Below are 12240 nucleotides of genomic sequence, written 5' to 3'. Positions count from 1 at the left end.
TGTCATGCGTAAAGTCCTGCTGATTTCCCTGTGTCTGGCCAGCCCGCTGGCACTTGCCGGCCCGCAATGCACCACCGCTGACAAGTCCCAATGGCAGGATCAGGCCAAATTCCAGGAGCAGCTCAAGGCTCAGGGTTACGAGATCAGCAAGTTCAAGGTGACCGATGGCAACTGCTACGAAATCTATGGCTTCGACAAGGACAAGCGCAAGGTCGAGATCTATCACGATCCGGTGACGGGTAAAGCGGTGAAGACCGAGATCAAGTAATGAACCGTGGTTCCCTGCGCCTGTGGGACCCGCTGGTCAGGCTGTTTCACGTCTCGATCGCGGGTGTTTTTGTTGCCAATTATTTCTTCAATGAAGCCGGTGGCGACTGGCATATCTGGCTGGGCTATTACGCGGTTGCCTGGCTGGCGGTGCGAGTGGTGTGGGGATTCATCGGGCCACGCAGCGCATGCTGGAGTGATTTCTGGCCAAATCCGGCGCGCCTGCGTACGCACATCCGCTCGCTGATCGAGCGGCGGCCGATGCATCGGCTCGGCCATTCCCCGCTCGGCGCGCTGGTCATGGTACTCATGATGGTGCTGATCTTCGGCATGGGCCTGACCGGTTTTCTGATGGAAGAGGTCGATGCCTTGTGGGGCGCCGACTGGCCGCAGGACATCCATGAAATTCTCGCCAACACATTGTGTGCCCTGGTGGTGCTGCACATGGCCGCCGCCATCTTCGAAAGCGTTCAGGTACGTGACAACCTGCCCTTGTCGATGCTGACAGGCAAGCGACGTCCGTTGCCCGAAGATCGCCATCGCTGAAACCACACCTTTGTTCCTCTTTACAGTGATGCCTCCCGATGCGTGTTATTTCCCGAAACGTGGCTGCATGGAGCGCAGGCCTGATTGTTGTGGCGATTTTTCTCAGTGCGTGGCTCAGCCATCCACAGCACCGTATTGCGCCCTTTGCGGTCAGCCCGGCGCCAGTTGGCGCTGAGAGCGTGGCGCCCAAGGCGTCCTATATGTCGCGCTTCGCGTCTTCCGACCTGGACGATTTCGTGCATTCTTCAGCCGTGACGGCGTTGCCCGGCGGCGACCTGATGTCGGTATGGTTCGCCGGCTCTCGCGAAGGGGCGGGCGACGTTGAAATACGCACCTCGCGCTTCGATGCGGCCAGTGGCGAGTGGGGCGGCGAGCAGGTGCTGGCAACCCGCGAGTCCACCCAGGCGGGCACCGGCAAATACATCCGCAAACTGGGCAATCCGGTGATCGCCCTGGCTCCGGACAATCGCCTGTGGCTGTTCTACGTTTCAGTCTCGGTCGGCGGCTGGGCGGGCAGCACGGTCAACGCCATGGTCTCCAGCGACATGGGCGCCAGCTGGTCGCCGCCGTGGCAACTGGTGACAACACCGTTTCTGAACATCAGTACGCTGGTACGCGGTGCGCCGGTGTTTCATGCCGACGGTTCGATCGGCCTGCCGGTCTACCACGAGTTTCTCGGCAAGTTTGCCGAATACCTGTACCTGAGCGCCGACGGTGAGGTCATCGACAAGTTTCGCATCAGCCGTGGCAACAATTCCCTGCAGCCCACCGTCGTGCCTTTGGATGGGCAGCGTGCCGTGGCCTTGCTGCGCTATGCCGGCGAGACGTTCCACCGGGTGCTGGCCAGCCGCACCGAAGACGGCGGGCAGAGCTGGAGCGAGCCGTATCCGTTGACCCCGAGCAACCCCAATTCTTCGCTGGCTGCGGTCGGTGTGCCGGGCAAGGGCCTGCTGGTGGCGCTCAATGACTTGCGCGAGGGGCGCTTCAAACTCAGTCTGTACGGGACTGACGAGGAGATGAACGTCTGGCGGCCATTGATGGATTTCGACAAGTCGCCCGATCCGCTGGGCACGCCGTTTACCCTTGAGGCGTACAAGGAGGTGATCGGCGAGGGCTTCCGCAGCTCCAGTGGTGCCCTGCGTCAACCGATGGAAGAGGCGTTTCTGAGCAATCTGGACCAACGCGTCTGCTCGCCTCAGGGCTGCGATTTCGAATACGAATACCCGTACTTCATCCGCAGTCCGGACGGCCTGTATCACCTAGTCTACTCATGGAATAACACCTTCATCAAGCATGTCAGCTTCAACGAGGCCTGGCTGGCGGAGCAACTTTTATGATCGCTTTGGGATTGGCTCATCTGGCGTTTGCCTGGACCCTGTTTGTGCTGTTGGCACCCTTGACCGCATCGTTATGGTGGCGCTGCGGCTTGCTGGCCGCCGCCTCGCTATTGAGTGTGATCTCAATCGACGGGCTGTCGATGGCGTCCTATGCCCGTAGCCTGACCGATGACCTGGCCATCAGCAGCCTGGTGCTCCTAGGCTGGCTGACCCTGCAGCGACTCGGTGTGCTCCAGCCGCTGGCAGCGCCCAGACGCGGGGTGATGCTGGTGGTGTTCGCTGCGCTGGCACTGACCCTGTACCCGGCCACGCTGGGCCTGACCTATTTCGATCCGTACCGCTGGGGCTACAACCCGCGGCCGATGATCATGATTGTCGCTGTCATCGCGCTGGGGCTGGTCTTTATGCGCAATGCGCTGGCCGCCGTGATGCTCAGCGCGGCGACGCTGGCCTTCACTTTTCGCATCAAGCCATCGGAAAATTATTGGGATTACCTGATTGATCCGCTGCTTGGCCTTTACTGTTGTGGGGCCTTGCTGATTCTGGCTATCCGTTTTGTTTATCGCCGGGCAATGCAGACGCGCCGTCCGGCCGCTCTGTCTGTCGGCAATGTCTAGAGGAATGACGATGAGTTGGTTGCAATCGCGACGCCTGCATTATTGGCTGGGCGCGGTCATGGTGGTGTTCCTGCTGTCGGCGTTGCTGAGGGGCGTGTTCTTCTACGGGTTTTCCGGCATCGAACCGGGCACGCTGTTCACGCATGGCGAGGTCGCCCAGACGCTGGGCATCGGTTTGCGTTTCGACTTGCGCCTGGCGCTGCTGATACTGCTGCCAGTCGCGGTGCTGCTCTGGTTGCCGGGCTGGAACCTGATCAGCGTGCGTGCCTTGCGCTGGCTGGCGCGAGGTTATCTGATCGTGACGCTGGCGATTCTGACGATGATCTACATCGTCGATTTCGGTCATTACGCCTATCTCGGCGTCAGGCTCAACGCCAGTGTGCTGCGCTATCTGGAGGATGCGCAGATTTCCCGGGACATGCTCTGGCAGACCTATCCAGTGGTGTGGATCACTGTCGGTTGGCTGCTCACGGTCGCAGTGCTCGGCTGGGTATTGATCAGGCTTGAGCGTGTCACCCTGGACCGTGAGGCCAGACCGATCAAACGCTGGTCCACGGTCTGGGGTTCGGCACTGATGATCTGTGCAACCTTCCTCGGCCTGTTGGGCCGGGTGGAGAATCTCAATCTGGAAAACCCGGTACCGCTGCGCTGGAGCGATGCGTTCTTCTCCGGCAACAGTCAGGTGGCGGCGCTGGGGCTTAATCCGGCGCTGTTTCTGTACGATACGCTCAAGGTCTCGCAGTCGAACTTCGATGAGCCTCAGGTGCGCAAGCATTATGAAAAAGTCGCGCGTTATCTGGGCGTCCGCCAGCCAGACGTGCAGGGGTTGAGTTTCAAGCGTCATCAGCCCGTGCAGCCTTACCGGCTGCCGGGCGAGCGGCCGCCGAATGTCATGTTCGTCATGCTCGAATCGCTGGGCACCAGTGCCGTCGGCGCCTACGGCAACCCGCTGAACCCGACGCCGAACCTGGACCATCTGGCCACCCAAAGCTGGTTCTTCAAGCACTTTTACGTGCCGGTTACCGGCACTGCGAAAACGGTCTGGGCGAGCATCACCGGGGTACCCGACGTGACCCGGCAGGAAACGGCTACACGTCATCCGCTGCTCACCCGGCAAAACACCATCATCAACGACTTCAAAGGGTACGAGAAGCTGTACATGATTGGCGGCAATTCCGGCTGGGCCAATATGAACGCCCTGATCCGTCGCAGTATCGACGACGTACGGCTGTATGACGAGCGCGACTGGAAGTCACCGCAGGTGGATGTGTGGGGGATTTCCGACCTGGACCTGTTCAAGGAGAGTGACCGGATCCTGCGTGCGTTGCCAGCCGACAAACCGTTCTTTGCCTACGTGCAGACTGCGGGCAATCACCGGCCGTTTACCATTCCCAAAGACAACGACGGTTTTCAGGTCAGCGACAAGACCGTGGAGCAGGTCCAGGCCGCCGGTTCGCGCAGCGTGGAGCAGTACAACGCGGTGCGCCTGCTGGATTTCAATATCGGGCGGTTGATGGAGCTGGCCAAGGCGGGCGGTTACTACGAAAACACCATCTTCGTGCTGTTTGGCGATCACAACACGCGCATCAGCCAGATCCCGCACATGGCGCCAGCGTTCGAGCAATTGGGCCTGGAGAGCAACAACGTTCCGCTGTTGATTCACGCCCCTGGCCTGCTGGGCACTCGGGTCGTCGACGAAGCGGTCGGCCTTGCCGACCTGCTGCCGACACTGGCGGGGATGGCCGGAATGGACTTCACCAGCGGCACCATGGGCCGCGACATTCAGCAGGCGGCTCCTGAAGGTGAACGCGTAGTGCCGCTGGTACTGCGCGAAGGTACGTTCCCGCTGATCGGCGGTGTCACGCGCAACTACCTGCTGCAAATGGAACACGACGGCAGTTCGCCAACGCTCCACGACCTGTCTTCCCCCACGCCGCTGGATAACGTTGCCGAACGGAATCCGCAAGAGTTCGAGCGGCTGCGCGACCTGACCCGCGGTCTGCATGAAACCTCGCGAATGATGCTGTATCAGAACGTGCGATGACCACGCGAGCTGGCCTTTTCAGCGTTGTCACGCAAGCCGCTGGTCGAGTCAGGGGCTTGCGTGAGGATGGCATCGTTATTGGATGATGTTAAAGTGCTTGCCTCTGTGAACCGCTCGCGCATCTGGCGCGTATAGGGTTCGGTTTTCAACTATCGTTATTTGGTCGATAGCGGATTTTCGGGCGGTGGCAAACCGTCGTCTTATTTCGCTGACTGTTTTTCTTTATGGATTGTGGTATTTCATCGCAAACGCAGGAAAAACCTGTCAGATTTTGCTCTGAATCTGTATTTTGGCGGCCTGTTTTCGCTCGGATGCGTTTTCTGCCCATTGCACACTCAAGAGCCTTCCTGGATGCCGGCAAGTTTTCCACGTGTTACCCCGCCGAAACTGCTTGATGCACTGCGTGCTGAAACCAGTCAGTTGCACGTCAGGCTTGAAAAACGCATGCCGTTTTTTTCATCCGCTCTCGATCACGCTCTTTACCTGCGCCTGCTTCAGGCCTATTACGGCTTTTATGCACCGCTTGAAGCGGTATTGCACGGCAGTGCCTTGGTACCTGCGGAGCTTGTCCCGGCCGAGAGGGTCAAAACACCTGTGCTGGTCGAGGATCTTCGTGCGCTGGGGATGTCCGATCACGACATCGGGCAATTGCCCCGCTGCCAACAGTTGCCCGCCATTGATTCTCCCGGCGCCTGCCTGGGTGTGATGTATGTACTGGAAGGGGCGACATTGGGCGGGCAGGTGTTGCGACGCGAAATAAACAAGCGTCTGGGTCTGGATGGGCAAAGTGGAACGGCCTTTCTCGATGTGTATGGTGCCCGCACCGGACCTCGCTGGAAGGCGTTTCTGAACCATCTGGATGAAGTGTCGCGGGAAGTTGCTTTTAATGATGCTGCCGCGTTTGCAGCGCACTCCACATTTGCATGTTTCGAGCACTGGCTCGAGGGTCAAAAGGTACTGTTATGAGCCAACTCGACAAAGACGCCTTTGAAGTCCTTCTGGCCAATTGTGCGGATGAGCCCATTCAGTTTCCCGGCGCCATTCAACCCCATGGCCTGCTGTTTACCCTTGCAGAGCCCGAGCTGACGATCCTGCAAGTCAGCGCCAACGTGCAGACTGTGCTGGGTCATGTGCCCGAGCAGTTGCTCGGCAAGGGGCTGGACTGTGTGCTGGGCGCTGGCTGGGCCGAGGTGATCAGAAGCGCCAGTGCCCATGATTCGTTCATCGACGCGCAACGCCTGCTGATGTCGATCAACGGCATCGAGTTCGAAGCCTTGTTACACCGTCATCAGGGCGTTCTGGTGCTGGAACTCGAAATTCAGGGCAAGGATGCGCAGTCGGTGAGTTATTCCGAGCGCACCGGCAACATGGGGCGCATGTTGCGTCAACTGCACGCTGCGAGTGATCTGCAGACCCTGTATGAAGTCAGTGTCCGCGAGATCCAGAAAATGACCGGTTACGACCGGGTGCTGATCTACCGCTTCGAAGAGGAGGGCCATGGCCAGGTGATCGCCGAAGCGTCGGCGCCGTCCATGGAGCTTTTCAACGGTCTGTTTTTCCCGGCATCGGACATTCCCGAGCAGGCACGCGAACTGTATCGCCGCAACTGGCTGCGCATTATTCCCGATGCCGATTACATCCCGGTGCCCCTGGTGCCTCAACTGCGCCCGGACACTCAGCAGCAGCTTGATCTGAGTTTTTCGACGTTGCGCAGTGTTTCACCGATCCACTGCCAGTACATGAAGAACATGGGCGTGCTGTCGTCCATGAGTGTGTCGCTGATTCAGGGCGGCAAGTTGTGGGGATTGATCAGTTGCGGCAACCGCACGCCGCTGTACGTGTCTCACGAATTGCGCAGTGCCTGCCAGGCGATAGGCCAGGTGCTGTCGCTGCAGATCAGCGCCATGGAAGCGCTGGAAATAAGCCGTCAGCGAGAGGCGAAGGTCAGGGCGCTCGAGCAATTGAATCTGGCCATGGCCGGGTCCGAAGAAAACGTCTTCGATGGCCTGGCGCAGCAACCCCAGTTGTTGATGGATCTGGTCGGCGCGACCGGCGTCGCCATCATCGAAGACCGGCAAACGCATTGTTTCGGCATCTGCCCTGAGCCGTCCGACATACGTGCATTGCATGCCTGGATGATCGCTGGTGGCGAACCAGTGTATGCCAGTCATCATCTATCCAGTGTCTATGCGCCTGCCGAGGCTTATCAGCCAGTCGCCAGCGGCGTATTGGCGATGAGCCTGCCAAAGCCGGTCGACAATGGCGTTATCTGGTTTCGTCCCGAGGTCAAGGAAACGGTTCAGTGGAGCGGTGATCCTAAAAAGCCATTGAACATGGAAAGCTCGGCGGGCGGCATGCGTCTTCGGCCGCGTACCTCGTTTGAGATCTGGAAGGTCGAGATGACCGGGATCGCTACGAAGTGGAGCTACGGCGATGTGTTCGCCGCCAATGATCTGCGCCGCTCCGCCCTGGAAAATGACCTCGCCCGTCAGGTGCGCAGGGAGCAACAGGCTGTTCGCGCGCGTGACGAGCTGGTAGCGGTCGTGTCCCATGACTTGCGTAACCCGATGACGGTCATTTCCATGCTCTGCGGGATGATGCAGAAGTCGTTCAGCTCCGATGGGCCGCATACGTCGCGACGTATTTCCACGGCAATCGATACCATGCAGCAAGCGGCCAGCCGCATGAATGTGTTACTCGAAGACCTGCTCGACACCTCGAAAATCGAAGCGGGCCGCTACACGATTACGCCGCAGCCACTGGAAGTCAGCCAGATATTCGAGGAGGCCTATACCTTGCTGGCCCCGCTGGCGATGGACAAATCCATCGAGATCTCCTTCAACGCCGAGCCTGACCTCAAGGTGCAGGCCGACCCGGAGCGTCTTTTCCAGGTGCTGTCCAACCTGATCGGCAACGCCATCAAGTTCACCCCGAAAATGGGTACGATCGGTGTGGCGGCAATGTCCAACGGCACTGAAATCGTGTTCACCGTGCGGGACTCCGGCGAGGGCATCCCTCCCGAGCAGTTGCCGCATATCTTCGAACGCTACTGGACCGTCAAGGAAGGCAACCCGACCGGCACCGGCCTGGGCCTTTACATCTCCCAGGGCATCGTCAAGGCCCATGGTGGAGAACTGGTAGCGCAAAGCCGGGTGGGCGAGGGCAGCGAGTTCCGCTTCACGGTGCCCATGGCGGTTTGATCGCTTGCTCAGGCTTGCAGTGAGTTTCAGCTCAAGCCTGAGTTGCATCAGCCCTGATGCCAGTGGGTGGTCTTTTCGATGTATTCGACGTTCGCTGGAAGTACCTCGCGCAGAAAGGCGAGGTATTTGTCCATCAGCGCCTTGCTGGGAAAGCGCGCCGCGAAGCCGGTGGTGATATCGTCGCAATGGATAATGACCATCAGGCGTTTGTGATCGACCGTGACAAATTCGTGCAGCTGCCATGGGGCGGTTTGTCGATGGTTGACAGGGTTTTCCCAGTTCAGCAGTTTGATGGCGGCGATGAAGGCCATCGCCACCGGACCGACCAGAAAGAGCAACGATCCGGTCAGGATGGCGACGAATCCGAATACCAGCATGACGAAAATGGCGATGCCTTTGAAGAAGCTTGAGGCGAAGTCGGGGTAGTGGAGGTAATACTCGACCGTGGCGCCGTCGGTTTTCAGGGTGTAGTTGTAGATGGTTTTTTGGCGGACACCTAGCGCGATGATATAGATTGCAGCTCCAGTTAACGTAATTACTTGGTAGCTCGAGTCCATTGGGTTTTCTATGTAGTGATCCCAGCTTATCCATAAAGTAAAGCTCAGTACAAGAGCGCATAAGCAAATAACACTTAGCTCAGATATTAGGGTTTCTTTTGGTGATCTTGCAATGGTTTTTATTGTCCAATTCAATAGGTCTTTACTATTATGGGGCAGGTTTTTATTTTGAGTTTTTAGCACGTCGCTCACAGGTGTTTCGCTTTTGTGTGTGTAAGTGGCGGATGTCTTTTGTTCGGTCATGTTATTAATCCGCAATCTCAAGAGTCAGCGCGTTGATTAAACTTGCTGATTTTACTTCAAGCTCGGTGGCGTCTACCCCATTGATAGCGGTTTCGCCCTTACCGCTTAGCTCAAGCTGAAACAGGTAGCCAATATCCTGTGGATCTGAGTTCAGTAGGTTGTTTGAATACCATATTTGTAGTTCTAGGTATGCTGCTTCTTTCTCGAGTGGCACCCAGGTTTCCCAAACCAGATCCTCACTTTCTGGAGGCATGCGAGGAAATGTAAAATCTTCCTCAGCATTGCGAGCGGGTAGATTAGCAAGTTTTCCAAACTGATCAGTCTTTTTGAATTGACCCCTACTAAGAAATGATTCATGTATTGAAGAATCAATTTTTTTCACGGGAAGCACGCCCCAGGGACGTTTACTACTGATGACGTTGAAATGCACCGACTGACCGCGCACCACTTTGGGCAAGAGGATTTGAACACCAGCACCATACTGCTCCGGGGTGCTGTAGTAATCACCTTTGCCGAGGTAGCGGGTTGCATCACGTGTGGTGCTCTTCACATAAACTTGAGGACTGAGCTGTATCGTGAGTAGAGCAAGCTTTTCTTCAAGTTGGCCTTCTCCATTTGTAGAGTATCGATATTCGATTGACTTTGACCAGCAACATTTTCTTAGCCACCGTCCTATACTGTCTTGTTTTAAGTGGTTCAACGCCATTGTGGCGAGCAGATACACGACACCAGTCAGCAGCAGTACAGCACTGAACCATGAGGCCATTGCGAACGCAGCGAGAAAAGTTGTCGGGAAGAGACCAGCGCTGAGCTGAATGGCGCTGCCGAGTAGCATCATGGCGACCGACGCAATTTTTATCTCACTCGCTATCCGCTCTTCGCTTGTTTTGACCTTGTTTAGATCATTTCCTATATCCAGAATTTCCAGCATGGCCGCCGCTATCCCAAATGCCCCCATCGCCACCATCGAACCTCTAAACCCACGTATAGCATCCCCCCAAACCGCATTACCCCGTGCTTTCCAGTAAGCCGCTGATTTATCGAGAATGCCTATGTCATAGCCGCCAATGGAAAGAGGCTTGGCCGTACTGATAACCGCCCACGGCGCTTCAACAAATACCGCCATCAACAAGTTAAAGCTATATCCCAATCCATACGTCACCTTGCCAAGGTCCTTGGCACTGAAGTCTCCATCCCGAGTAAGGTCGCGATAGGTAAAGGCGGTGTTGATGAAGTTGAGCATGATCACGCCCCAGGTGATCGAACCGGCAATGCCTCCCAGTCCATCGAGCCAGCGCCTGGCGCTGGTCAGCCAGTCTTTGGTGATGGCTTTGCCGGACTGGACGTGCAGGCGAATCTCGTCCTGCAACTGCTTGGCGTATTGGTTGTTCTGATAGTCCAGAAGGGCGGGCATGCTCAGTTCGTGCAGACGAAGTTTTTGCTCGAGCACGCGCAGGTTGCTGGCGATGCTTTTGCGGGGGTTGTAAGCGGTTGGGTAGAGCCAGCTGCGACGGGTGTCGCTGATCTGTTTGTTGAGTACCTGCCACTCACTGACCCAGGTTTTCAGCTTCGCGAGCATGTTGTGATCGATCGCGATACGCGCCTTTGAATCGAGCAAAATCTGGCCAATCAACAGTGTGCGAATCAGTGCCACGATGTTCTGCTGCTTGCCCACTGCCAGGCGGCTGTCAATGGGCACCCAGGCCAGCAGGATGCTTTCGAACGTTGCCTTGCCAGCATCGCTGGCCAGTTGGCCGAGGGCCTTGAAGGTGTCCTGAACGGGTTGTTTCAGCGCCTTCATCCACGGCTTTTCGGCAAAGCCCTGGTGATTGAGCGTGCCGTTGAGTTCACCGATGCGGGTGGCCAGGTTGGTGATGTCGCCGAGGCCGTTCAGCAGCGCGTTGGCCTCCTGGTGCAGTGCGTGCTTGAGCGCCGGTGAGAAGCCGTAGCGCAACGTGCCAAACAGGCTGCTGTCGTTGGCTTCCTGCTCGGCAAGCCAGGCGCTGGCGGCGTTGTCCTGAGCGTAGATGATCTGCAGATTGAGCATGAGCGTTTGTAGATAAAGCAGGCTTTCAGGGTGTGCGGTGTCGACAAACAGCTTGAGGGGTTCCGTACCCAGATGGGTCGTCCATTGCTGGAAATCGCTTTGCGTGTCACGCACCTGTTTCAGCAGTGTGTCGCCGGTCGGCAGGTGCTGCTGAAGGTACGCACGCGCGCCGCTCAGGTCGACCTCGCGCCGCCATTTGTGGCGATCTTTCCAGGCTTGCAGGGCCTCGTCGGAGGGCGCGCTGCCGTATCGCATTTCAAGCGATCTGCGCATCTGCGGACTCTTGAAAATATCCGGTAGCAATAGCACGCCTCCGGGAGCGGTGTTGTTGCCGATCTGCTCTTGTTCAAACATGCATTGTTCAAAATAGGCTTCGACGTCGCTCAGGTACTGATGGGTGAGCGCCGCATTGCCGCGCACCGATGCCGGCAGTTTCTCCGGCTCGCTTTCAGCGCCACACAGTGCGGTGACAGTCTGGGCGATCTGGATCTTGTGTTCGTGCTCGGCTTGCCAGTTGCGGTAAGCGGCCTGATCGGCGGCCAGTTGCATGCCCAGATCGTTGAAAATGGCCAGCGGATCATCAAGGGCGATGAGCAGGGAGCTGTCCTGATCTTCAACGCTGCCCTGCCAGAAAACGTCGGCGCCGATTGGCGAAAACAGCGGATCGGCTTCCTCGCTGGAGGCCCTGGATGTGGGGATCGCCGAGTCTGCAAAGCGGTCATCGTCAACCACATACTCCTTGTCGATGTCCGCCACCGCCTCGGCGATACGGTTCAATGGCAAGGTATCCGGCTCGGCCATGGTCGTGCAGTAGCGTTTCAGATCTAGCGCTTTCATCCATGAAGCGCGGCTTGCCGGACTGGAGCGCAGGTGTTCGCAGATTCGCCAGGTCCACTGCTGCGCTGAAAAGGCGATGTGAAGCCGGTTGTTTCGCGGATAGAGCAGGAAGGGTTTGCCATCGTCGGCACCGCTTCGCCGGTCACTGCCGATCTGTGCGTCTGTCCAGATGATGCGGCTCAGATAACCATTGGCAGCTGACGAGACGTACTCATGAAAGGTCCCGGCCGTTTCGTCATAAACATACACGTAGCCGTCATACAGTTGGCGAAGGGTATAGCTTCGTGTTTTCAGCTTGGGCATCACTGCCCATTGGCTGCCCTTGAGCAGCGGTTTCAGCTTCTCGGGCGCGGCATCGTAGCGGGAGCGGTCCAGCGCGTAGCGCACTGGCACGATGGCGACGTCAGGTCCCCGGAAGGGACACAGGCTGGTGGCCGTGGCGGGAGTTTTGGCGAACGTTGCAGCACGTCGTTGAGTATGGGTGCCGGATTTGTCGGTCATGCATGGAATCTCTGCGCAGAAACGGGCGATATCGCGCGTTGTGT

9 protein-coding genes are annotated in these 12240 nt (G+C 57.7%); 7 read left to right on the top strand and 2 right to left on the bottom strand.

The annotated features are described in order from the left end of the window. Positions 1 to 4: 4 nt before the first annotated feature. The 7 genes from AC54XV_RS18045 (at position 5) to AC54XV_RS18015 (ending at position 8011) form a co-directional block, all read left to right on the top strand. Positions 5 to 268 (top strand): PepSY domain-containing protein, encoded by a 264-nt coding sequence (locus AC54XV_RS18045; protein ID WP_003406383.1) that lies wholly within the window; start codon positions 5 to 7, stop codon positions 266 to 268. After that, the gene (locus AC54XV_RS18040) at positions 268 to 813 is read left to right on the top strand and encodes a cytochrome b/b6 domain-containing protein (RefSeq protein ID WP_011268480.1); all 546 of its coding nucleotides are present in this window, start codon (positions 268 to 270) and stop codon (positions 811 to 813) included. Before AC54XV_RS18045 ends, AC54XV_RS18040 begins: the two co-directional genes overlap by 1 nt. A gap of 38 nt (positions 814 to 851) precedes the next feature. After that, positions 852 to 2150 (top strand): sialidase family protein, encoded by a 1299-nt coding sequence (locus AC54XV_RS18035; protein ID WP_024640431.1) that lies wholly within the window; start codon positions 852 to 854, stop codon positions 2148 to 2150. Continuing rightward, entirely contained in the window at positions 2147 to 2767 is a 621-nt protein-coding gene (locus AC54XV_RS18030; RefSeq protein WP_024641199.1) for a hypothetical protein, read from the top strand. The genes AC54XV_RS18035 and AC54XV_RS18030 overlap by 4 nt, the downstream gene beginning before the upstream one ends. A gap of 10 nt (positions 2768 to 2777) precedes the next feature. After that, positions 2778 to 4811 carry an LTA synthase family protein gene (locus tag AC54XV_RS18025; protein ID WP_058823128.1) on the top strand — a complete coding sequence of 678 codons (2034 nt, stop codon included), beginning with the start codon at positions 2778 to 2780 and terminating at the stop codon, positions 4809 to 4811. A 351-nt stretch (positions 4812 to 5162) separates the two neighbouring features. Further along, positions 5163 to 5777 (top strand): biliverdin-producing heme oxygenase, encoded by a 615-nt coding sequence (locus AC54XV_RS18020; RefSeq protein WP_011268476.1) that lies wholly within the window; start codon positions 5163 to 5165, stop codon positions 5775 to 5777. Then, complete coding sequence (locus AC54XV_RS18015) at positions 5774 to 8011, top strand: ATP-binding protein (RefSeq protein ID WP_032657005.1); 2238 nt, start codon at positions 5774 to 5776, stop codon at positions 8009 to 8011. The genes AC54XV_RS18020 and AC54XV_RS18015 overlap by 4 nt, the downstream gene beginning before the upstream one ends. Before the next feature lie 47 nt (positions 8012 to 8058). Here the strand turns inward: AC54XV_RS18015 and AC54XV_RS18010 are convergent, their stop codons facing one another. Together AC54XV_RS18010 and AC54XV_RS18005 are read right to left on the bottom strand one after the other, a co-directional pair. Then, the gene (locus tag AC54XV_RS18010) at positions 8059 to 8811 is read right to left on the bottom strand and encodes a permease (RefSeq protein ID WP_241490142.1); all 753 of its coding nucleotides are present in this window, start codon (positions 8809 to 8811) and stop codon (positions 8059 to 8061) included. Between the two features lie 4 nt (positions 8812 to 8815). Then, the gene (locus AC54XV_RS18005) at positions 8816 to 12196 is read right to left on the bottom strand and encodes a T6SS effector BTH_I2691 family protein (protein WP_060409369.1); all 3381 of its coding nucleotides are present in this window, start codon (positions 12194 to 12196) and stop codon (positions 8816 to 8818) included. Between the last annotated feature and the right edge of the window lie 44 nt (positions 12197 to 12240).

This window comes from Pseudomonas fragariae (ex Marin et al. 2024) (genome assembly GCF_059621105.1).
Note: the sequence above shows the minus strand (reverse complement) of the source record. Positions and strands in the feature narration are given on the sequence as shown.